This window comes from Clostridioides sp. ES-S-0108-01 (assembly GCF_020662285.1).
GTDB lineage: Bacteria > Bacillota > Clostridia > Peptostreptococcales > Peptostreptococcaceae > Clostridioides.
Genome location: NZ_JADGMN010000001.1, coordinates 504,044 through 528,571, shown reverse-complemented (window position 1 = coordinate 528,571; position 24,528 = coordinate 504,044). Strand labels below are relative to the sequence as shown.

At 27.0% G+C, this 24,528-nt stretch carries 23 protein-coding genes, 1 CRISPR repeat array, 1 riboswitch and 1 other annotated feature; of the genes, 9 read left to right on the top strand and 14 right to left on the bottom strand.

The window, feature by feature from the left end; genetic code table 11:
- Positions 1-348: 348 nt before the first annotated feature.
- The 7 genes from IR152_RS02330 (at position 349) to IR152_RS02300 (ending at position 4,636) form a co-directional block, all read left to right on the top strand.
- Positions 349-723 carry a GntR family transcriptional regulator gene (locus IR152_RS02330; protein WP_227450214.1) on the top strand — a complete coding sequence of 125 codons (375 nt, stop codon included), beginning with the start codon at positions 349-351 and terminating at the stop codon, positions 721-723.
- Positions 724-728: 5 nt separating this feature from the next.
- Positions 729-1,583 (top strand): ABC transporter ATP-binding protein, encoded by an 855-nt coding sequence (locus IR152_RS02325; protein WP_227450213.1) that lies wholly within the window; start codon positions 729-731, stop codon positions 1,581-1,583.
- Positions 1,583-2,221, top strand: coding sequence for an ABC-2 transporter permease (locus tag IR152_RS02320; protein WP_227450212.1), 639 nt, complete (start codon positions 1,583-1,585; stop codon positions 2,219-2,221). Before IR152_RS02325 ends, IR152_RS02320 begins: the two co-directional genes overlap by 1 nt.
- Before the next feature lie 492 nt (positions 2,222-2,713).
- Positions 2,714-3,127 carry a GNAT family N-acetyltransferase gene (locus IR152_RS02315; RefSeq protein ID WP_227450211.1) on the top strand — a complete coding sequence of 138 codons (414 nt, stop codon included), beginning with the start codon at positions 2,714-2,716 and terminating at the stop codon, positions 3,125-3,127.
- 30 nt (positions 3,128-3,157) lie between these two features.
- Positions 3,158-3,427, top strand: a complete 270-nt coding sequence (locus IR152_RS02310; RefSeq protein ID WP_227450210.1) for a hypothetical protein — start codon at positions 3,158-3,160, stop codon at positions 3,425-3,427.
- Positions 3,428-3,443: 16 nt separating this feature from the next.
- Positions 3,444-3,773 (top strand): M20/M25/M40 family metallo-hydrolase, encoded by a 330-nt coding sequence (locus IR152_RS02305; protein ID WP_311315421.1) that lies wholly within the window; start codon positions 3,444-3,446, stop codon positions 3,771-3,773.
- 179 nt (positions 3,774-3,952) lie between these two features.
- Positions 3,953-4,636 carry an amino acid racemase gene (locus tag IR152_RS02300; RefSeq protein WP_227450240.1) on the top strand — a complete coding sequence of 228 codons (684 nt, stop codon included), beginning with the start codon at positions 3,953-3,955 and terminating at the stop codon, positions 4,634-4,636.
- Between the two features lie 190 nt (positions 4,637-4,826).
- Here the strand turns inward: IR152_RS02300 and IR152_RS02295 are convergent, their stop codons facing one another.
- From IR152_RS02295 to argC, 6 genes are all read right to left on the bottom strand, one after another.
- Entirely contained in the window at positions 4,827-5,444 is a 618-nt protein-coding gene (locus tag IR152_RS02295) for a DUF4878 domain-containing protein (RefSeq protein WP_227450209.1), read from the bottom strand.
- Between the two features lie 126 nt (positions 5,445-5,570).
- Entirely contained in the window at positions 5,571-6,593 is a 1,023-nt protein-coding gene (gene argF / locus IR152_RS02290) for an ornithine carbamoyltransferase (protein WP_227450208.1), read from the bottom strand.
- A 108-nt stretch (positions 6,594-6,701) separates the two neighbouring features.
- Positions 6,702-7,889, bottom strand: coding sequence for an aspartate aminotransferase family protein (locus tag IR152_RS02285; RefSeq protein WP_227450207.1), 1,188 nt, complete (start codon positions 7,887-7,889; stop codon positions 6,702-6,704).
- A 46-nt stretch (positions 7,890-7,935) separates the two neighbouring features.
- Positions 7,936-8,796: an acetylglutamate kinase gene (gene argB / locus IR152_RS02280; protein WP_227450206.1), complete on the bottom strand. Its 861-nt coding sequence runs from the start codon at positions 8,794-8,796 to the stop codon at positions 7,936-7,938.
- A 14-nt stretch (positions 8,797-8,810) separates the two neighbouring features.
- Positions 8,811-10,028, bottom strand: a complete 1,218-nt coding sequence (gene argJ / locus IR152_RS02275; RefSeq protein ID WP_227450205.1) for a bifunctional glutamate N-acetyltransferase/amino-acid acetyltransferase ArgJ — start codon at positions 10,026-10,028, stop codon at positions 8,811-8,813.
- A 41-nt stretch (positions 10,029-10,069) separates the two neighbouring features.
- A complete protein-coding gene (gene argC / locus IR152_RS02270) occupies positions 10,070-11,104 on the bottom strand; it encodes an N-acetyl-gamma-glutamyl-phosphate reductase (protein ID WP_227450204.1) in 1,035 nt (344 codons plus the stop codon).
- Positions 11,105-11,350: 246 nt separating this feature from the next.
- Positions 11,351-11,565: a binding site (T-box leader), on the bottom strand.
- Between the two features lie 402 nt (positions 11,566-11,967).
- Here argC and IR152_RS02265 point away from each other — a divergent pair.
- Positions 11,968-12,246: a hypothetical protein gene (locus tag IR152_RS02265; protein WP_227450203.1), complete on the top strand. Its 279-nt coding sequence runs from the start codon at positions 11,968-11,970 to the stop codon at positions 12,244-12,246.
- Between the two features lie 309 nt (positions 12,247-12,555).
- Positions 12,556-13,374: direct repeats of the CRISPR family, unit length 29 nt; unit sequence ATTTACATTCCATATAGTTAATATAAAAC.
- A gap of 591 nt (positions 13,375-13,965) precedes the next feature.
- Here the strand turns inward: IR152_RS02265 and IR152_RS02260 are convergent.
- The 3 genes from IR152_RS02260 to IR152_RS02250 form a co-directional block, all read right to left on the bottom strand.
- Entirely contained in the window at positions 13,966-14,838 is an 873-nt protein-coding gene (locus IR152_RS02260; RefSeq protein WP_227450202.1) for a MurR/RpiR family transcriptional regulator, read from the bottom strand.
- 398 nt (positions 14,839-15,236) lie between these two features.
- Entirely contained in the window at positions 15,237-15,818 is a 582-nt protein-coding gene (locus IR152_RS02255; RefSeq protein ID WP_227450201.1) for a tRNA (mnm(5)s(2)U34)-methyltransferase, read from the bottom strand.
- A gap of 56 nt (positions 15,819-15,874) precedes the next feature.
- Positions 15,875-16,591: a pseudouridine synthase gene (locus tag IR152_RS02250; RefSeq protein ID WP_227450200.1), complete on the bottom strand. Its 717-nt coding sequence runs from the start codon at positions 16,589-16,591 to the stop codon at positions 15,875-15,877.
- Between the two features lie 191 nt (positions 16,592-16,782).
- On the opposite strand from IR152_RS02250, the gene IR152_RS02245 reads away from it, so the two are divergent.
- A complete protein-coding gene (locus tag IR152_RS02245) occupies positions 16,783-17,868 on the top strand; it encodes an AI-2E family transporter (RefSeq protein WP_311315416.1) in 1,086 nt (361 codons plus the stop codon).
- 157 nt (positions 17,869-18,025) lie between these two features.
- Here the strand turns inward: IR152_RS02245 and IR152_RS02240 are convergent, their stop codons facing one another.
- The 5 genes from IR152_RS02240 to IR152_RS02220 form a co-directional block, all read right to left on the bottom strand.
- On the bottom strand, positions 18,026-18,679 hold the full coding sequence (locus tag IR152_RS02240) for a tetratricopeptide repeat protein (protein ID WP_227450199.1): 654 nt from the start codon (positions 18,677-18,679) through the stop codon (positions 18,026-18,028).
- Positions 18,680-18,895: 216 nt separating this feature from the next.
- Complete coding sequence (gene lysA, locus IR152_RS02235) at positions 18,896-20,188, bottom strand: diaminopimelate decarboxylase (RefSeq protein ID WP_227450198.1); 1,293 nt, start codon at positions 20,186-20,188, stop codon at positions 18,896-18,898.
- A 17-nt stretch (positions 20,189-20,205) separates the two neighbouring features.
- Entirely contained in the window at positions 20,206-21,399 is a 1,194-nt protein-coding gene (locus IR152_RS02230; RefSeq protein WP_227450197.1) for an aspartate kinase, read from the bottom strand.
- 81 nt (positions 21,400-21,480) lie between these two features.
- Positions 21,481-21,649: riboswitch (Lysine riboswitch) on the bottom strand.
- Positions 21,650-21,758: 109 nt separating this feature from the next.
- Entirely contained in the window at positions 21,759-22,376 is a 618-nt protein-coding gene (locus IR152_RS02225; RefSeq protein ID WP_227450196.1) for a hypothetical protein, read from the bottom strand.
- A 168-nt stretch (positions 22,377-22,544) separates the two neighbouring features.
- Positions 22,545-24,245, bottom strand: coding sequence for a hypothetical protein (locus IR152_RS02220; protein WP_227450195.1), 1,701 nt, complete (start codon positions 24,243-24,245; stop codon positions 22,545-22,547).
- Positions 24,246-24,528 lie beyond the last annotated feature (283 nt).

Here is a 24,528-nt window from a genome sequence, read left to right as displayed (position 1 = left end):
TCACTCTCCTTATCTCTAATTGATAATATAAATATATTATAAAAAAATATGTATGTCAAAACTGAAAATACAAAAAGTTTACTTCTTAAGTAAACTTTTATTTAGCTGTAAGATAAACTTTAATACTTTTTTAATTTAGTATTTCCAATTTATTGGTAGGGTTTTTGAATAATATTTATAAATTTTTTTAAAAAAATTTGAACTTATTTAATAAGTGAGTCTTTTATAAAATACATTTATCAAATGTACAATATTTCCAATCAGTTTTTTTCTAAAATCAGTTGACATATTATATATATATTTATATAATGTGTATATACTATATATACACTTTAAGGAGGTGTCTTGTTGAATATAGTTATTAGTAATTCGAGTGGAAAGCCAATATATGAACAGATTACTACACAAATTAAAAGTATGATTATAAGCGGAGAGTTACCAGAAGGATCAGCTCTTCCAAGTATGAGATTATTGGCAAAGGAACTTAGAATAAGTGTAATTACTACAAAGCGAGCATATAGCGATTTAGAACGAGATGGATTTATTGAGACAGTTACTGGTAAAGGTAGTTTTGTATCTAGTAAAAACATGGACTTTGTCAAAGAAGAACAATTTCGTTTAATTGAAGAATACCTACAAAAATCAGTTGATATAGCCAAAAGTAGTGATATTACATATGACGAATTAAAAGATATTTTATTTTTATTATATAAAGGAGAATAATAAGTATGGATGCAATAAATATAAAAAATTTAAACAAATCTTATAAGGATTTTAGCCTACAAGATGTATCTTTTTCAGTACCAAAAGGGAGTGTAATGGGATTTGTAGGTGAAAATGGTGCGGGAAAAACAACCACATTAAAAGCAATTTTAAATTTAATTTCTTATGATAGTGGAAACATAGAAATCTTTGGTCTTGATAATAAAAAAAATGAAAAAGAAATTAAAGAACAAATTGGTGTTGTGTTTGAGGGAAGTAACTTTCACGAAAATTTAAACACTGACCATGTTTCAAAAATCATGAGTAAAATCTATAAAAATTGGAGTCACACATTATTCAAAGACTATTTAAAAAAATTGAGAGTCCCAGACAATAAACTAATCAAAGAGTTTTCAAAGGGTAATAAAATGAAACTTAGTATTGCTGTAGCATTATCACATAAGCCAAAACTATTAATACTAGATGAAGCAACTAGTTCACTTGACCCTATTGTTCGTGAAGAAATACTAGATATATTTTTAGATTTTATACAAGATGAAGAACACTCTATTATTTTATCTTCACATATTACAAGTGATTTAGATAAAATAGCAGACTATATTACCTTTATACATAAAGGAAAAATTGTATTCAGTGAAAATAAGGATGAATTGATTGATACTATGGGAATTTTAAAATGCAAGCCTAGTGACTTTGATAATCTTACAAAAGAAGATTATTCATATTATCGTAAAAGCCAATTTGGATATGAGGTACTTCTTAAAGATAAATATAGATTTATCTCAAGACATCCAAACTTTATTGTTGATAATGCGTCTATAGAAGAAATTATGTTATTTTATGTGAGAGGTGATAAATAATGAAAGGTCTAATTTTGAAAGATTTACTTAATTTAAAGGGAAATGTAAAGTTTATATTTTTATTTATCATTATGTTTGGACTTATGTCTTCTTTTGGAGATGGAAATGTTAATAATTTTATGGGTGTTATTATAGTTTTATGTACTATAATGATTGTTTCAACATTTTCATATGATGATTTAAATAAATGGGATAGTTATGTACTTACAATGCCAATTAAACGTAATGATATTGTATTAAGTAAATATTTAACTATGTTAATATTTAGCTTTATAGGTATCCTTGTTTCACTTATTGTTAGTGTTATTATTGGTTATTTTAAACATACACTTGTATTAGGTGAAACTCTACTTATTAATGCATTAATCTTATCAGTTTCAGTATGTTTTGGTAGCCTTATCCTACCACTTATTTATAAATTTGGTACAGAAAAAGCCCGTTTGTTAATGATTTTATGCTTTTTAGTTCCAACACTAGTTTTATTGGTTTTTAAAAACATTTTAGAAAGTACTAGTTCACCTCTTTCTATAGAAATTATACTTAATACACTAGTATATTCTCTTCCATTTGTTGCTATTGTTCTATTTGTGATTTCGTATTTTATCTCATCAAAAATCTATAGTAAAAAAGAAGTATAAAATGTACTGCATAATATGTTTTTGTATTTAAGTATTTTAAGTGAAATGCTATCAAATCTTTTTTGATAGCATTTTATTTTTTATTATTAATCTCTACTAGGTATTTATTATTTTATTACTTATCTTTAATAACGCTCTATTACTTTATACATTTATTTATACAATATAATCAGTTTATAAATTTAATTGCTAACAATATTATTGAGCATAAAAACAAGATAACATCTAAAAATAGTCCTTATATAGTAAATTAACTTATTTTAATATTCAATGATTTAAGATTACTAAATTTATCGAGAATTTCTTTTAATTAACTTAAACTATATCTTAATTTTTAAAATTTTAATATCAACAATATTAAAGTTAAGAATCAGTATTCTTAGTTTGAAATCAACATAAATACCTATTAGAATAATATTAAACTATATTCTTTCAACTGATTTTCTTAAAAACAGCAATAGATAAAAGATTATACAAGGAGATAATTCAAATATGGAATTAGAAATTACAGAAAAAATAGAAAAACAAGATGAAAATACTATTTTTCAAGGATTATTAAAATATAATCTTACTAGACTTGAAGATAAAAATTCAGTGGATTTGGGAATATATATTCGAGATAAAACAGGTCAAATTATTGCAGGTTTTATAGGTGTTACTCATGGTAATTGGCTTTCTATAAAATACTTATGGGTTAGTGAGAAGCTTAGATGTAAAGGTGCTAGAAGTCAACTTTTATATAATGCTGAAAAAATTGCTAAAGAACGAGGTTGTAAATATGCTTTTTTAGATACATTCAGTTTTCAAGCACCTAAATTTTATGAGAAATTTGGATACCATAAAGTATTTTCACTTGAAAATTATCCTATAACTGGAAGGAGATATTATTTTACAAAACTACTATAGTAATGAAAATTATATCTTTAGGAGGTAAATATGCTAGGAAAAAAATGTATGGATTATCTGCAAACACTAGGAAAAATAAGTTCAACAACAAATGGTCTTACAAGACTTATATTAACTGAAGAACATAAAAAATCTATTGATTTAATTAGTTCGTGGATGAAAGATTTGAATCTTGATATTGAAATTGATGACATTGGAAATGTTATAGGTACATATAAATCAAGTTTTCCAAATGCTCCCACATTAGTAGTTGCATCTCATCAAGATAGTGTAACGTTCTTGTTCTCAAGAAGTTCTTGATAGCTCAGTAGAAAAGATATTCAACGAAATATCTCATATATGTGAGAATAGAAAACTTAATTATGAAAGTGAACTTTCTTTTGAAAATGTCCCTGTACCATGTTCCAATAAAATAACTAAAACTATAGAAAAAAGTTTTATAGATTTAAATCTTAATCCTTTTTATATTTATAGTGGAGCTGGTCATGATGCTCAAGAAATGGACAATATAACTGACATTGGAATGGTGTTTATAAGATGTTCTGGAGGTATAAGTCATAACCCTGATGAAAGTATTTCTGTAAATGACTTAGATACTGCTATAAAAATATTTCTAAAAATATTAGATAATCTCGATTTAAAATAATTTTATATCAAAAATATACAAGTAAAAACATATTATCACTACTAATCTTATGCTATATAATTGTATAATATTATCTATTATAAAAATAGACTTTTATACTCTTGTAGAATAAGTTTTGATATTTTATACCTAATACAAAAACATATATTTAAGGAGATAATTTTTATGAATGAAAATTAATTGGAATTTTAGCTGGAATGGGTCCAAGGTCAACCGCTCCCTTTATGGATTTAGTTATTGATGAATGTCAATTTCAGTATGGTGCAAAATATGATGATGAGTTCCCAAAGATGATGATATATTCATTACCTACTCCATTTTATATTGACCGTCCAATAAATCACGAACTTATGAAAAAAACTATTATTGATGGGTTACAAAAACTTGAATCAATTGAAGTAAGTTTTATTGCTATGCCATGTAATTCAGCATATATATACTTTAAAGAATTAAAAAAATCAATTAATATACCTTTGTTAAATATTGTAGAAGAAACAGTTAAGAAACTTCCTATTATCCCACAAAAAGTAAATCTTTTTTCAACTAATTCAACATTTGAATCTAAAATTTATCAAGATGGCATACTACATAATGGGCATGAGTTTATATTTAAAGATGAGTGGCAGACAAAATTAAATACTCTTATTCAAAGTATAAAAACAGATAAAGGAAATCCATATAATATTGATATTTGGAATGAACTTATTGAAGATGTGAAAAAAGAATCTATTGAAAATGTAATAATTGCTTGTACCGACTTAAATGTAGTTTTCGAAAAATCTCATTCTTCAATTAATATTATTGATTCATCAAAATGTTTAGCTAAAGCAACTATCAACAAATATCTAAAACTAGTTAAATAAATTTTTAGATACTATATTTTAGAAAATATACATGTGTTTGTTTAGTTAAAAAAATATAAACCTATAGTTTTATATTATAGTTCCTTGATGATATAAAATTTAACCATGTATTATAGTATTTTAATAGAAAAGGATACCAATACTGGTATCCTTTTTAAATATTTTTATATTTATTGCACTTAAGTTTATACTATTGAATAGTACCCATAGAATTAGATAAATCTCGTCCTGCTGTAACAAGATTAGATAATAATACATCAGCTACTGCATCATTAGCTGAACTTATTATCCATTTGTTATCTTTTTTAGAACATTCAAACTCTACAGTTTTTGTTACATAAGTCTCTTTAACACTTTTTTGTTTTTCTTTCATAATTGATACTAGCATTTCAGTTGTTTTCTCATCAGTTAAGTCTTGCCCTGAAAAACTCATACCAAGCATCTTTGTAAATGCTTCAGCTACTATCTCTTTAAGTAATGGTGTTGAATCTACAAATTTACACTCTACTTTTATTGTAGCCTTATTATCTTTAATCTCACTATCTTTTATTGTATATGTGATTTTAGATGCATTCTGTTTTAGATAATCTAAAACATACTGTGCATTTGGGTCTTTTGTGTCTAGTTCTTTTAATACATCTTTATATTTCTCGTCATTATTTTCCATTACCTTATTCATGCCTTCAAAGTCAAACTTCTTTGCACTGCTAAAAAAACTATCAATTGTATCTTCTGGTTTTGCACTTGAACATGCTGTTAAAGATATTGCCAATAAAAAAGTTGTTAAAACTAATATGATTTTTTTCATATCTCAAACCCTCCCTCTTAATTTGTTGATACATAAGTTATTTTAACATATAATGAGAGTTTTTGAATGATATATTTAAAATATTTTATAAATTTTCATTAAAGCAAAATTTAGCTTAAATTATATCTATATTAAATTATTGTTCATATTTACATCAATCATAGTAGAAACCATAACAGCTTTTATTGTATGCATTCTATTTTCAGCTTCTTCAAATACCTTTGAATATTTTGAATTAAATACCTCGTCTGTAACCTCTAGCTCTGATAATCCAAACTTTTCATAAATTTCTTGAGCAACTTTAGTTTCTAAGTCATGGAATGCTGGAAGGCAGTGTAAAAATATAACATTTTCATTTTCAGTTTTCTTTATCATATCCATATTTACTTGATAATCCTTAAGTTGATTTATTCTCGTCTCATATTGCTCTTCTTCTCCCATAGAAACCCATACATCTGTATATATAACATCTGCACCTTTAACATCATCAATACTTTCAGTCAACGTTATATCTCCCTTAGATTTCTTAGCTATTTCCTTCATATCCTTAACTAATTCTTCATTTGGCCAAAGTTCCTTAGGTGCAAGTGCTACGAAATCAATTCCCATTTTAGCACATCCTATCATCAGGGAGTTTCCCATGTTATTTCTAGCATCACCGACATATACAAATTTAACTTTATTCAAATCTTTATCTACATTTTCAATTACTGTTAAAAAGTCTGCAAGGATTTGCGTTGGATGATATTCATCTGTAAGTCCATTCCAAACAGGTACACCAGAATATTTTGCTAAACTTTCAACTGTTTCTTGTTTAAATCCTCTAAATTCTATTCCATCATAGAATCTTCCTAGAACTTTTGCTGTATCAGATACAGACTCTTTTTTACCCATATGACAGTCATTAGGACCCAGATAAGTTACATGTGCACCTTCATCATGAGCCGCTACTTCAAATGAACATCTAGTTCTTGTTGATGTTTTCTCAAACAATAAAGCTATATTTTTTCCTTGTAATAAATCACCCTTTATACCAACCTTTTTCTTAGTTTTTAAATAACTAGATAAAGTTAATAAATATCTAATCTCCTCTTTTGTAAAATCCTTTAGTGTCAAAAAACTCTTCCCTTTTAAACTTATATTATTCATATTAATTCGCCCCTTTTTATAAACTTTTTAAACTCAATTAAACTTGTTAGCACTTTACTTTTTTGTTTACTTTGAATTCTTGTCTTTAATCGTATATTTTTTGAATATTTAGTTAATTTTTAGTAATATATCTTTTATAATTTCAAGAGCCTCATCTATTTCTTTATAACTGATTGTTAATGGTGGTAAAAATCTCAATACATTTTTGCCAGCAGTCAAAATAAGCAATCCTTTTTTTCTAGCTTTCTCTTCTATAATACTAGATTCGATATTGGTTTTAATTCCTATCATTAAACCAATACCTTTTGTCTTTAGTACAACTTTACTATTAAAATTTTCAATAGATTTTCTTATATAATCTCCTTTTTCTAATACTTCATTATAAAAACCGTCTTTAGACACCTCATCTAATACAACTGAAGCTGCCACCATAGCTAATAAATTACCTCCAAACGTTGTACCTTGGTCTCCTTTTCCTAGTACTTTTGAAAGATTTTCATTTACTAATACTCCGCCTACTGGTATTCCTGCTCCTAATCCTTTTGCTACTGTAACTATATCTGGTTTTACATCAAAATATTCATATCCAAAAAGTTTACCAGTTCTTCCTATACCGCATTGGACTTCATCAAAAATCACTACGATGTCCTTTTCTTTGCATATTTTTACTAGTTCCAAAACATAATCTTTTTCAAGAATATTAACTCCACCTTCACCTTGAATTGCTTCAAGAATTATTGCACAAACTGTCGAATCAAGATTATTTTTTAAATCTTCAATATTGTTTCTTTCTATGTATTTAAAACCTTCGGGAAGTGGATAAAAGTACTTATGATATTTATCCATACCAGTTGCCATTAAAGACATCATTGTTCTACCATGAAAAGAATCTTTCAAACTTATAATAGTTCCTCTATTCTTACCATATTTATCACTACTATACTTTCTTGCTATTTTAAACGCTGTTTCATTTGCTTCTGTTCCAGAATTACAGAAATATATTTTATCCATTCCACTTACATTGATTATTTTCTCTCCTGCACACAACACCGGCTCATTAAAATATAGATTTGAAGTATGTAATAATTTATCCACTTGCTCCTTTAGAGCATTTTTTAAATTATTATTGCTATATCCAAGAGAAGATACTCCATATCCACTTGTAAAATCTATATATTTATTACCATTAGTATCAAAAAAACAACTTCCTTCACCATAATCTATAACAAAATTAGGTTGGTTATATGTGTCTATAAAGTATTCATTCCATTTTGAAATTGTACTGTTGTTATTCATTTTTATTATCTCCTCTTAAATTTGTAATTTTATTATATTTTACTTATTATTCATTTTCTTTTCTTATTAGTGTACCTATTCCACTATCAGTAAATAGCTCTGTTATTATAGAATGCGGAACTCTTCCATCCAAAATATGTACTCTATTTACTCCATTATTTAAAGCATCTACACAGCTCTGTATTTTAGGTATCATACCTCCAATAATTATACCTTCTTCAAATAATTTGTCGATATCTTCTAATATAACTTCTGTTATTAATGATTTTTCTTCATCTGGTTCTCTTAATAATCCAGGTACATCTGTAAGAAGTATCAATTTGTCTGCATTTAACTCTTTAGCTATAGCAGAAGCTGCTGTATCCCCATTTATATTATAAGTCTCTCCATCATCTCCAACACCTATAGTTGCAATTACCGAAATATAACCTGACTTTAGACAAGATTCTATAAGCTCAACATTTACTTTTTTGATTTCTCCTACAAATCCAAGTTCATAGTTCTTATATGGGTCACATAAAAGCATATTATTATCTATTCCACAAAGCCCTACTGCTTTTCCACCTTTTGTATGTATTTTATTTACTAGGTCTTTATTCACTTTCCCAGCAAGTACCATTTTTACAATTTCCATAGTCTCTTCATCTGTATATCTAAGACCATTTACAAATTTACTTTCTATATCTACTTTTGCTAGCATTTTATTGATTTCTGTCCCTCCACCATGTACTAAAACTATATTGATTCCAACATAACTCATTAGCACAAGGTCTTCCATAACAGATTCTTTTAGACCATCTTTTTTCATTGCACTTCCACCATACTTAACTACAATAGTCTTTCCCTGATGTTTTTCTATATATGGTAAAGCTTCTATAAGTGTATTTGCTTTTTCTATATTAATCATTAAAGTATTTCCTCCTAATTTCTATAACTTCCATTTATTCTTACATAATCATAGCTTAAATCACATCCCCATGCATTTCCCCTAGAATTCCCCATATTTAAATCTACTAATATACTTATTTCGTCATCTTCAAGAATTTTTTTTGCTTTTTCTTCATTAAAATCTAATCCATTTCCATTTTTACATACTTCAATATATCCCTTCATGCTCTCAAAAATAATATCTACTTTTTCCATGTCTATTTCTTCACCTGCATAACCTAAAGCGCACAATATTCTGCCCCAATTCGCATCAGCTCCAAATACAGCCGTCTTTACTAGTGAAGAAGATATTACTGTTTTTGCTAATTTTACTGCATGTTCTTCACTTAATGCTCCATTTATATAACATTCAATTAATTTTGTACATCCTTCTCCATCCTTTGCAACAAGTTTAGCAAGCTCTATACAAACATATGTAAGTGCACTCAAGAATACTTGATAATGCTCATCTTTTTTGTTTATTCTATCGTTTTTTGCTTTTCCATTTGCTAGAATCATTACCATATCATTAGTACTTGTATCTCCATCTACGCTAACTCTATTAAAACTTTTATCGACAGCAATTTTTAAAGCTTCTTTTAACAAAACTCCATCAATATTTGCATCTGTAGTTATAAATCCTAAAGTTGTTGCCATATTCGGATGTATCATACCAGAACCTTTTGCCATACCTCCAATAGTTATTTTTTTATCTCCATACATTATTGCTACTGCTATTTCTTTTTTTATAATATCAGTTGTCATAATCGCTTCTCTTGCTCCGATATGGCCTTGTTTACTTAGACTGTTCACTAACTCATCCATATTTTCTTCTATTACATCTATATTTAATGGCTTTCCTATAACACCTGTAGATGCAACTAAAACATCATTTTCTTTAATATTTAATTTATCACTGGTGAATTTAGCCATTTTATAAGCATTTATAAGTCCTTCTTTTCCATTAAATGTGTTAGCATTAGCACTATTTACTATAATAGCTTGTGCTTTTCCATTTTTAATGTGTTCCTGTGTAACATAAACAGGATTTCCCTTTACTTTATTTTGAGTAACTACTGCCGCTGCATCACATAAGACATCTGAATAAACCAAGGCTAAGTCTCTTTTTTCTTTATTTTTTCTCAAGCCACAGTGAATTCCTGAAGCAAAAAATCCTTCTGAAACTGTAACTCCACCCTTTATAATTTCCATATTTATCCTCCTAATTATATGAGTTTAGTATTTTTTCATTCCTAAAATGATGGTGAAATATTTTTTAAACCTGTATTTTCATCAATACCAAACATTATATTCATGTTTTGTATAGCTTGTCCTGCTGCTCCCTTAATCATATTGTCTATAGCTGAGCAGATTATCAATGTATCTCCATTTTCATGCAATGATATTACACATTTATTTGAGAACCTAACATTCTTTAAAGAGGCTACATTGTCTAAAGGTAGAACTTCTATAAATTCTTTAAATTCATAATAATCAGTTAATTTTCCATGTATATCATTTATAGAAATATTATCTTCTTTTGTGCAATATATAGTTGATAGTATTCCCCTATTTACTGGAATTAGATTTGGTGTAAAAACTACATTTACTTTTTCTTTACAGGATTCACTTAAATTTTGTTCTATTTCTGGAGTATGTCTGTGTTTCCCTATTTTATATGCAGTTATATTTTCATTAACCTCAGTAAAGTGACTACTAATTGATAATTCTCTACCAGCTCCCGTAAGACCGGATTTAGAATCAATTATTATATTATTGTTTTTTATCAATTTAGAACTTAGTAATGGCATCAATGGTAAAGAAATACTAGTTGGATAACATCCAGGATTTGCAATTATATCTGCGTCTTTTATATCATCTTTGTATATTTCACTTAATCCATATACAGCTTTTTCATGTAAGATTTTATCTATAAAAGATACTCCATACCATTTACTATATATTTCTTCATCTTTTATCCTAAAATCAGCACCTAAATCTATAACTTTCTTTTTTGATTCAATTGCTTTTATTGCGAACTTTTCACTAACTCCATGTGGAAGAGCAGTAAACACAACATCACACATATCAATAACTTTTTCATTTTCTATACATATCATGCTATTTTTATATCCTATACTTGGATATATCTCAACTATATCTTTTCCCACATACGAATTTGAACCTATTGCTGTCACTTCGACTTTATCATGATTTATTAATAATCTAATCAGTTCTGCTCCAACATATCCAGTTGCACCAATAACTCCAACTTTTATTTTACTCATCTTGTTCCCTCCATTTTTATATTCAAATAATCTCAAATTTCTATTTTTTATTATATGATAATCATTTGATAATATATAAATTAAAGCCTTCCAATTAAAACAAAAAACCCCTTAGTATTATAAATACTAAGAGGCGATTTTCCGCGGTACCACTCTTATTGGTAAAATTACAATAATCTTTGATAATCAAATTAAAAAGTATCTACAAATGCATGTTTAAAATTAAAAAAGCCTCTTGGTCAAAGACCAAGAGACGAATTATACACCCGCGTTACCACTCTAATTGATAAGATAATCTTACCCACTCTAATCTCTTAAGGCGAGACTCACCAATTACCATACTATTAATTCTGGTAATCTTCTCCAAAGCTCTATTCACAATAAAATTCATTACTAGGCTTCCACCATTCCCAGCTCTCTATCAATTAGTTTTATGCTACTCTCTTTTTCATAGAATTTTAATTTATTTTCTTATTGTTTTATATAATAGTTTATTTTTTTAACTTTGTCAATATAATTTATAAATTTTTGGAAATATTTTCTATATGGTTAATTTCCACCATTTTGTATCTAAATTGCAATATAATTTTCATATTATCATTTGTCAATTTAAGAAACGTCTAAAATATGTTACATTATAAAATAATATAATTTCAAAATACAATGTCTATATCTCTTTTTGGTTAAACTTATTGGAATTATTAAATTGTATATATAATTAAATACATTCTATGGTTCAACTACACTATATATAAATTATATGTTATCATAATATTCTAAATTTATAAAACAAATTGTATTGAATTAAATTTATTTAAGGTATATAATTATAATTAAAAATTTTAATAATAGAGGTGCTGTTTATGATGTTTAAAGAATACTTAATAAGAGAATTAAAAGAAGATGATATTAAAAATGCATTAGACTTAATCTGGAACGTGTTTGAAGAATTTGAATCTCCAGATTATTGTAATGAAGGAATTAAGACATTTCATAAATTTATAGAATATAACTCTATTATTGAAAAAGTCAAAGAAAAATCACTCTTATTTGAACTATATCCCTTTAAGAGACAGTTAAAATATGTAAAACTATCTAACTCTAGTAGAGTTTTATTATGTCCAAAATTAAGGTATCATTAGAATAAAAAATCAAAACAGTTGAATTACATTTTTCTAAAGAGTTTAATTTAATAGCAGAAAAACATTTTGTTCTATACAATAAAATTAGAATATGGATTCTTAAATATAAAGAAAAATGGATTGATTAGAAAATCAAAAAGGTAAGTTAACTCAATTAGACGAGATAAAATTGGAATTGAAAATTTTAAAATCATGAAACACAAATTACAACTAGAGAATAATAATTAAACTATCCCAGAATTAAGATAAATATAAAGTGATTAAATCTTTATTCAATGAGAAGAAACTTCTATTATCCAGCAGTAAAACATTTACATTCCATATAGTTAATATAAAACTATAAACTTGGTTAGTCCTATGTGCATGTAATTCATCATTTACATTCCATATAGTTAATATAAAACAGTTTAGAAGAAGCTAAGAAAGTAGCACAAGAAGTTGATTTACATTCCATATAGTTAATATAAAACACTATTGCTGATAAAACAAGAACACAATCTAGTGATATTTACATTCCATATAGTTAATATAAAACTTGATAATTTACAGGCGGAAGCAGATAAGTTATTCAAATTTACATTCCATATAGTTAATATAAAACATAAAAGTTAATATAGATAATATAAAAGATGTCATATGATTTACATTCCATATAGTTAATATAAAACGATGAAGTGTGGTATATTTAAAACCTTTCATAACATATTTACATTCCATATAGTTAATATAAAACACAAACATAAGACGAATGTATTATAACGTGCTTAAAAATTTACATTCCATATAGTTAATATAAAACCATATCCAGTCAAATCGTACTCTCTCTTATATACAAAATTTACATTCCATATAGTTAATATAAAACATGTTAAAGAAAATGATTTATATAACAAGTATGTATAATTTACATTCCATATAGTTAATATAAAACGCTTCTAACTAATAAAGAAAAGCCTGTTCTAAAAGCATTTACATTCCATATAGTTAATATAAAACCTTAGTTAAATTAGATAACTTAGCAAAATCACTAGGAATTTACATTCCATATAGTTAATATAAAACTAGCGTTATATTGTTGCATAAAACCAGTTAAAGTCCGATTTACATTCCATATAGTTAATATAAAACCCCAAAATAAATTGAGTATTTCCAACGCTTATACATATACCATCCTCTTAAATTTGCAGTGAGCGAGCAATAGTGCAATTGATAACAGTTATCACATGCTTTCAAAGCTTTATATTTCAACTGTTACACCCTACTTTATCTTAAAAATCGCTCACTGCAAAACTTCTATATTTTTATTATATCATAAAACTCACATTATAAAATAAAAATGGGATAATTTAGCAAAGTAAGAGCATCTATATGTTTGTAAATGCTTAACTATACTCTCTATTCCAATAATACCTTTTTCTTTTTAGGTTTCTAAAATATTTAATATAATTATCTTCTTTTCTGTAAAACATATACCCCCAACAAAAAGTTATCTTAAATGAAAATAACTATGTATAGGTATTCTCATTTAGAAGAAACAGATAAAAAGACTTCTGACAATTTAAGCAAAATATTATTTACATAAAAAAAACTGACTGTCAGTTAAACCTAAAAAATAGTTTTGTCAGTTAAATGTCAGTCAGTTATTTTATAATACTTTTGTCCAAACATCGCTATATTTGAACCTTTTAATAATCAACAATACTTATTAATATACAAATTTTACTCATACACAGAATATTTTTTCCAAATTTGCTCTAAATCATCAAAGTGTTGTTTAATATCTTCTTTTTCCTTCATCCCAACAGATATAGCAAGAGCATTTGAAATACTAAGAGCTGGAACTAGAGAATCTACAAACGAAGCCATATTACTTTTAACTAAAAGAGTATTATCTGCAAGTGATGCCACTGGTGCAAATAAGCTATCTGTTAATGATATTACATGAGCTCCTTTTTCCTTGGCATAATTGACAATTTGATAAGATTTCTTCGAATAACGAGGGAAACTAATCGCGACTATAACATCTTCTTCATTTATTCTTACAATCTGCTCAAAAGCATCTCCCATATCCATTCTAATTATATGAACATTGTCAAGTATTATATCTAAGTAGAAACCTAAATATTGAGCTACTACAAAAGAACTTCTCATTCCAAGTATATATATTTTTCTCGCTTTTAAAAGTTTATTAGAAGCTTCTTTAAATGCTCTTTCGTCAATTTCTTCTAATGTAGATCTTATATTATCTATATCACTCTTTAAAACTTTGTTCAATATTGCGAAATCATCTGAATAATCATTTGCCATTTCAACTCTTTGTACTGTAGTTAGTTTATTTTTTATGAGTTCTTGAAGTGCAGCTTGTAATTTAGGATATCCACTATAACCTAAGGCATTTGCAAATCTTACAACTGTAGATTCACTTACTCCTACAGTTTCACCCAATTTGCATGCAGTCATAAATGCAACTTTATCATAATTATTTAAAATATATTGCGCTATAAGTTTTTGTCCTTTACTCAATCTCGTATATTGAGATTGTATATTTGATATCAAATGTTTACTGTCCTTCATTTCATTTGTTTCTTCCATTTTTTTCTCCTTTTAGTTATTAAACTATTTTGTTTTTATTAACACTGCCTTTTTCTCTAAAAATTTTATTACTTTATTTTTTATCTCAATTTCATCTTAGTTTTTATTATAGCTTCTTAAACTCATAAAATTCTAACTTTTCTGTACCTTATACTTCACATAGTATTTTCGATTAAATTTATTATACCATCTTTTCTTGCATTTTTTAATATTTATCCAATATTTCTTTTAAATTTTTCAATTTTTACTCATTTAAAAGTTATCCATCTTATTATGCATATTTAAGTGTATATTTTATTTTGAAAGTAAGTTATCATATACTTATTATTTAAAGTATTTTTAGTAGGTCACAATATATATATTAACTCTTAATAGAATCTTGTCAAGTTTTTTAGTATTTATTGTGATTTTTTCTTTTCAATTAAAATCAATTGTGGTGGGTTATTGACTTGATTTAAAAACTTGGATTCTAAAACATTAAATTCATCTTGATTTAAATTATTGACAAGGTTATATATACAATCTTTTTCCTCTTGACCTCCATCATGCCCTGTATATATGGCAATGCTTATTACTCCATTTTCTTTTAACATTTCTAAACTCAATTTTATAGCCTTTAAAGTTGTATCTGGTTTGGTTATAATTGAATGTTTTGCTCTTGGGAGATACCCCAAGTTAAATAAAACACATGAAACTTTTTCTTTTATATATTTATTCATATTTTCATGCCCATCAAATATCAATTTTACTCTGTCTGTATATCCTTCTTTCTCTAATTTCTTTCTTGTAGACTTTATCGCTTCCTCTTGTATATCAAAAGCATACACAAAGCCTTCTTCCCCAACCTTTTCAGCTAAATACCTTGTGTCATACCCATTTCCCATAGTAGCATCAATTACTATATCACCTTCATTTATAATATTTTCTAAATAAAATTTATTTATATCTGTAATTTTAGTTAAATATTTTGCATATGCCATAATACCATTTCTCCCTACCATTAACTTTATTTCATTTTTTTCAGTTTATTTTTATCTTATTTTATTGATTTTAAATATTTTATTTCATCTTCTGTTAAGTATCTGTATTCTCCAATTTTTGTGTCTTTTAATACTATTTTCCCTACAGAAATCCTTCTTAAATTTAAAACTGGATGATTTATAGCTTTACACATTTTTCTTACTTGTCTATTTCTACCCTCATGTATAGTTATTTCACACACTGAATAATTCTTTTCTTTATTTTCTTTAGTTACTCTTATCTTGGCAGGTGCTGTTGTGTAATCTTCTATTTTTAATCCTGTTTCGAATTTTCTTATTTCATCATTACTTATAATCCCCTTCACACTTGCCACATACGTTTTATCAATTTCATGTTTTGGATGAGTAAGTTTGTATGTCAAATCGCCATCATTAGTAAGTATTAATAACCCACTAGTTTCATAGTCTAATCGCCCTATTGGATATACTCTTTCCTTCACATCTTTAAGTATATCTATTACACTTGGTCTGTTAAACTGGTCTTTTACTGTAGTTATATATCCCTCTGGTTTATTTAATACTATATAAATATAATTTTCACTTGGCTTTACTTTTTTATTATCAAATTCTACTATATCTTTTTCTTCATCAATATTAAAAGACAACTCTTTTACTACACTTCCATTTACTTTTATTCTTCCTTCAAGAATTATTTCTTCTGATTTTCTTCTAGATGCAATTCCACAAGAAGCTATATACTTATTAATTCTCATACATAATCCTTCCTTATCCTAAATTATATGTTATTTAATATTTTTATCAATGTTAATTTTGCTACATTATTATACTATACTAGACCTTAATTAAAAACAAGCTAAAAAATTATTTAATTTTCCTAAATAATTGTAATTTCTTTTCACATACTATTAATATGTAATAGCTGACTAAACACTATTTTAAGGAAGTGATTATTATTTCAAAAGAAAATATAAAGTATTATTTAATAGTCGTGTTTATTGGAATTTTATTTTTTAAATTTATTAATACTCCATCAGATTTTATATCTAGCATTGAAGGATTCTTAAAGTTTTTTAGCCCATTTTTTCTAGCTATTTTACTTGCTTTACTTTTAAATCCACTTGTAATGCTCTTTGAAATAAAATTCAAAACACATAGGCTTTTAGCCATTTTTTTATCTTATATATTTATAGGTCTTATTTTAGCTTTTGCCATTAGGTTGTTAATTCCATCAATAGCCAATACATTAAATAGATTGATAAACGAAATGCCTATGTATACTGATTATATGAACAATTTTATAGAAAAAAATATGTCAAACATAGATTTTCTAAAAGCTTTAATTCCTCATATACAATATAGTTTAGATAATGTATTAAAAGAAGCAAGTAATTTTATTAGTAGAATTCCTAAAAACGTCTTAATCTATACACTTAGCATATCCTCTATGTTATTTAATATGACAATGGGGTTTATACTATCTATATATATTATATATGACAAAGAAAAAATCGCATTGGGATTTAAGAGATTCCTATACTCTTCTACTGCTAGAAACAAAGCAGATAACATTATAGAATTTTTTAGAACTACTCATGATATTTTCTATGATTATTTGCTTGGTAGAATATTAGACTCTCTTATTATTGGTATAATTGCATTTTTAGGATTTCAATTTGTTATCCGAATAGAAAATGCTTTATTTTTAGCTTCAATAATATTCTTAGGTAATATAATACCTTATTTTGGTCCTTTTATTGGTGCAATCCCTCCGATAGCCATGACAATATTATATAGCCCTCAAAAAACTATATGGGTCATTGTATTTATATTTATATTGCAACAATTAGATGGAAATCTTATAGAGCCAAAAGTTATGGGTAAGCAGGTTGGTATAGGAGCTATATGGGTAATTTCTGCTATTTTAATAGGTCAATCTCTATTTGGTTTTATAGGAGTTTTTCTTTCAGTACCAATAGCTGCTGTCGTAAAAACTTACGTCGATAAATATATAGATAATCGCTTACAATAGCTTATATATACTGTGATTTTAATTTTTAGTTTAAAAATTGACTGTTATTTGTTAAATTATTTCTCAAAAAAATATCTCTTAGTAAGAAAACTTGCTAAGAGATATTTTTTATAATATATATTTTGTTCATTAAATGCATGTAGACATTTTATATTTATTAATTATTTGAGTTTTGAGAATTTCCACTAGTATCTGAACCACCACTAGTATCTTGTGGAGTTGGTGCTGGAGTTGGATTACTACTATTTGGCTTTTCTTGAGTTTGAGAAGAATTGTTATTATCAGGCTTATCGCCTTTTGACTTTTTATTGCTATTTTTAGAACTAGATTTATTATTCTTATTACTTTCACTATAAGAAGATTTCCTTGCATCTGATTCTACTCTATACCTATCTTCTCCCGCCGTATCTTTTGCCTTTTTCTTTCTTTGTTCTTCTGTTTCATTTTGTTCTTTTTCTAATTTAGTTAATTCTTCTTTCTTTTTAGTTGCCTCTTCTTTAATAGCAGATGAACCATTTTTTATTTTTTCTATAAGTTTAAGTTCCTTAATCGCATCCTCATAATTTTTTAATTCTTCAAACTCAGTCATGTTTGACATTCTCATAGCTTGCATATACATAGCTCTTGCATTCTCATTAGTATTATCTTCTTCTAATGCAGAGGATAATGATTCCATAGCTTTTTTATAGTCATGTTTTTCTAAATATGTTTTTCCCTGCTCTACTAAATTTATTTCATCTTTTTTATTAAATGAACATCCTACAAGAAATATAGATAATATCGATATTAATAAAATTACTCTTCCTCTCATTAAATCCCTCCTTGTCATATACTTTAAATTTTATCATAATTAGAAAGTTTTTAAAATATTTTATATTTATTACAAGAAATTTGCTAGTAAAGCGAAAAATAAGCAGATATACTAAGAATGATACAACAAACTAAAAATTAATTTAGAGATACATATCTTAGCAAATCTGCTAGTAATAAACTTTAATATTTAATTTTTATTATATACTTCTTTATTTTATATCTCTAAAGCTAATAAGTCTTCATAGCTTTGTCTCTTACAAATTAGCTTATCATTTCCATCAAACACTGACACTACTGCTGCTCTTGGTATTTTATTATAATTTGAAGACATTGAATATCCATATGCACCAGTTGATGTTGTTATAAGTATATCTCCGCTTTTAATGTCCATTATATTTATATCTCCAATTAATATATCCCCACTTTCACAACATTTTCCAGCTATTGTTACATGATTCATAGTCTCATGGTTAATTTTATTCACAATACTACATTCATAACTAGCTTGGTACAACGAAGGTCTTACATTGTCTGTCATACCGCCATCTACACTTACATAAACTCTAACATCTTTTATATCCTTTATCGAACCTACTGTATATAAAGTACTTCCTGCATTTGCAACTATTGACCTTCCTGGCTCTATTACTAATGTAGGCACTTCTATTCCAAGCTCTTTACATGAATTTTCTGCTTTAATGATTATAGTTTCACAGAATTCTTTTATAGTTTTAGGTTTATCTCCTTCACTATAATAAACTCCAACTCCTCCACCTAGGTCAATTTCTGTTAACTGTATGTTGAATTTTTCTTTTATTTCTTTTACTAAGTTCATCATTATATCTACTGTATCTATGTATGGTTCTACATCAAATATTTGTGAACCTATATGAGCATGAAGACCCACAAGTTTAATATTTTTATATTCACTTAACTTTTCTATTGCTCTAAATAAATCTCCATTTACTAAAGCAAATCCAAATTTAGAGTCTATCTGTCCAGTTTTTATATAATCATGTGTATGAGCTTCTATACCAGGAGTTATTCTAAAATATATCTCTTGAGTTTTACCTTTATCTTCACATAACGCTTCAATCAAGTCTAACTCATAAAAATTATCCACTACAAATTTACCTACACCTAAATCTAATCCCATGTTTATTTCTTCTTTAGTCTTATTATTTCCATGGAAGAAAACTTTTTCCATAGGAAAATTTGATTTATAAGCTGTATATAATTCTCCTCCTGAAACTACATCTAGACACATTTGTTCTTCATTTATAAGATTGCACATGTAAAGAGGTAAAAAAGCTTTCCCCGCATAAGCAACCTTATTTTTTCCTTCTCTGGCTTTAAAATATTCTATATATTCTCTACAATTTTGTCTCACTAAAGCTTCATCAAATACATAAAGTGGAGTTTGATATTTTTTACTAAGCTCTAAACAACTTACTCCTCCAATATATAATTCATTATTATTTACGGTCATAGTTCCATGAAGTTTCATAATAGCCTCCCCAAATTTTATATATTAAATACTTCTGCTATTTTCTCTATAGCTACTTGTTTATCATCAGAATTTATAGCACAAGTTATACGAATTTCTGATGTAGTTATAAGTTTTATCATTATACCATTTTCATTGAATATCTTAAATACTTTAGCAGCAACTCCAGAAGTATTTTTCATGCCAAGACCTACTAAAGAGAATTTAGTAATATTATTATCAATTACTACATGTTCTTCATCTGTGTATTTAGATACTATCTTTTTACATTCTCCTAATTCTTCCTTTGGAACTGTAAATGATACACTTATCTTATCTAAAATAGGTGCAGTTTGGCTTATCATATCTACACTTATACCCATAGTTGCTATATCCTCAAATAAACTAGATATATTTTCTGTTTTAAAATCTTTTATTGTTATAGAACTATCATCATCACTAGTAGCTAATCCTGTTATTACTTTATCCTCTAATTTCATGTATTTTCCCCCTCTTATATACGTTCCTTTTACTGCACCACATGTACGTCCAACATAGATTTCAACACCATATTTTTGTGCAAGTTCTATACTTCTTGAATGCATTACTTGTGCACCTAAACTTGCTAGTTCAAGCATTTCTTCATATTCAATCTCATCAAGTTTACTAGCCCTTGAATATTTTCTTGGGTCTGTAAAGTAAATCCCATCAACATCTGTATATATCTCACATTTTCCATTTAATTTAACCGCAAGAGCTACAGCAGATGTATCTGAACCACCTCTTCCAAGAGTAGTTACATCGCCATCTTCATTGATTCCTTGAAATCCAGTTACTATCACGACATTTCCTTCATCTAAGCTATTTTTAATTCTTTTTATGTTTATATCATCAATTTGAGACTTTCCATGAAGACCACTCGTTTTTATATTTAGTTGATAAGCATTATAGCTTATAGCTTTACACCCAAGTGCATTTAATGCTATTGATAATAAAGATGCTGAAATCATTTCGCCAGTAGACATCAAAGCATCTAATTCCCTCTTACTAGGTTCATTACTCAATTCTTTTGCTAAATTTATATATTCATCAGTGGATTTTCCCATGGCAGACACAACTATTACCATTTGTGGATTTTCTTTTCTTCGTTCTATTATATTTTCTGCAATTGATTTTATTTTGTCAGTATCTGCTACTGAACTTCCACCGTATTTTTGGACAATTATACTCATGCTTTTTCCCCCTCAAACTAAATTTTGATAAATAAAAACGCCCAAAGGTATACTTTGGACGTGTAAATTTCATAGACCAAGTAACCTTGTAGCTCACCACTTTAAAAGTGACAGCCTTATGCATATTCTGCATAAGTCCAGAAAATTTGTCCGTCAACAAAATTTCTTCGGCTATAGACCCTTTCATCAATTATCAACACTTACCAGCTCCTATTGAATACTATTGAATACAGCTACCTCTACCCTAGGCTCATTATTTTTAATTAATTTATTAATATAGTTTTATCACACTCTATATAATATTGCAACAATTATTTTACAAAATGTGGCAAATCGCTAGTCTTCTTTTTAAAATTAACTTATATACAATTAAATAGTTTATTTAATCCTAAATCTATAAAATTTATACTGTACTCATTATCATATCTCTCTAAATCATTTAATTCAGATAAGTTATCTGGTGTAACTACCAAAACATTTGGCACTTTAAAAAACGGAATTGTAGATTTATCTATTTTTTTAGAAAGATTTTCATATTTAGAAATGTCTATTTCATTATTTAAATCAACGTCGACTAAAACTTGCTTTATACTACCAAATTGGTCTGTATATTCAATAAATAAATCGTATTTCACATCATCTACACTAACATTTCGGTAAAATCTTTTTACATCACAACCTGCAGTATTGATTCTAACAACTAACTCTGACCCTACTAGAGCCTTTATTAAATCATCTCCCTTAAAAAGCTTACTACCATTTAAATAGTATACATAAGAGAGGTCTTTATAATTATAATAATCCACATCACAAGGATATTTTTTTAGTGTATATTCACTACACATTTTTCTCAAAGTTTTTTTGAAATTTTTTTTATTGTATCTCTTTTGCTCTCCATAAATTTTTCTAAATTGAGATTCTGTAACACATCTAACCCTGCTAATTAAAAGTAATATCTCTTTTTCCATATTAGTCATAGTACATTCTCCTTGAAGTATTATTTGCAAAGTTGTACTAATATTATATTAATTTTATGATATTAAATTTACAAAGAATTAAAATAAAATAGCTAATTTTTATAGAAATAAATTCTATAAAAATTAGCTATTAACATACTAAATACTATTATCAATTATTTATTTAAACTATACATTACCTTGATTTTCAGAATCTTGAGAACTCGTATTTTCATCAGTTTCTGTTCCTTCTTTTACTTTTTTATCTTCAAAGTTTGCAATATTTAGGTTATCAAATTCTGACATTTCAATTACACCAGATTCTTCTTTTGAATACGATATTTTAACTTTATCTCCAACTTGAGTCAGTGGTAATTCGCTAGATACTTTTGAAGTAGCCTTGAATATTATCTCTTTATTTGAATCTAAAGTTACATAATAATTAGTATTTCCGCCTCGTACATCTGGGCTTATTCTTGTCACTGTACCTTCTATTACCTCATCTTTTAAATCATTATCAAGTTTTAAATCATTACCTTTAGATTCTAGTGAATCTTTATAATTTCTTAATGCTTCGTTCTTATCTTCACCTATTCCAAGTACATTATAATCTTCAACAGATACAAATGCAACTCTCTTAACAAGACCAGCCTTATCTTTTAATGATGATACATATGTTGGCTGACCCAATATATTATACATTACAGGGAATGTAGCTTCATAATTCTTTTCTTGAACATTACCCTCAGCTGATTTCATTGCAGCTGTTTCAGTAGCTCCTGGCTGTTTATACAATCTAGCCTCTTTTGTTCTAGAGTCGACTAACATAAATCCAATTGTAGATTCATCTCCACCTGAAGATGTTATACCCGTATACCAATAAGACCTATTATCATTACCATAAACTAACGATGTACCTTCTGTTGGCACTAAAACTCCCTTTTCTGATATAACAGAATTTAAAAATCCATTAACATAAACACCCCAGTCTTTAATCTGGTCTGTTATAAAGTTTTGTGGCTGGATTCTATCCACCCATTTAGGTGTGTTCTTAACATCATAAACCTTTATTTTTCCAGTTTCTGCATCAACAGTGGCTATTCCTGTAGCATTTGCTCCTCCATAACCAATTTTATGTTCATATAAACTTACAACCCAATAAGGTCTTCCTTCATCATTTATTTCAAGAGTGAAATCTGTCATACCAGCATTTACAATACCATGTATGTATAAATGTCTTTGTAAATCTTGATGTAAGTAAGCTTCTGGTTGATATACTATCTTTATTGGCTTTCCATCTATTTCTTGAACCAATTGAACGTCTTGAGGGTTACTAGCTGATACTTTTACATAACCACTTGTCCCACTTAGAGATGTTATCCATTTAATTATGTCTCTATGAACAAGAGGTGCTACCCAGTACAACTCTCCATCCACATTTTGTATATGAAATTTTCCTAATTTTGACACACTACCTATTGCTGGAACTTCTCCAAGTTTTTTGTCACCCAATTTCATGGCCATATCTTCATCTACAAGACGAATGTCATTTACACTGACAGGACTAATGTCATCAGTGAATTTACTTTCAGTTACTTTTCCCAATAGTTCTTTATATGATTTTGCATGAAATACAGGTGTAGAAGTTATAAAAGGAACTACTACAATATACACAAGTAAAGCTATTGCTATTGAAAAATTATACTTAGCAATTTTAGATGCTCTTTCATTTCTATCTAGCATCATATCTAGTATCCCTGCTACAACAAAGAAAATTATTCCTACTGAAAATAAAGATGTGAAATCTAATCTTAGTACAGGTAATTTAATAAATGCATAAATTACTACAACTATTAATGCAACTCCATATGTTTTAAGATATCGTTTCATTTAATACTCCTCTCTACAAAATGTTATTATTACTATTATTATATCCATATGTTTACAAAAAATAAATATTTATCATATTTATTATATGTTAAGATATCTTTATATATTTATACTTCTGTTTATTTAATTATATCTAATATATATATCCAAAAATACTATAAAAATACAAATAATAATAGAAATTTAAAGACTGAAGAAAGTATTCTAACTAAGATTTACGAATTCTTAATTCTCTCGAAGTTAAACTACTATCTTCAGCCTAATTATCTAGCAATATTTTTTT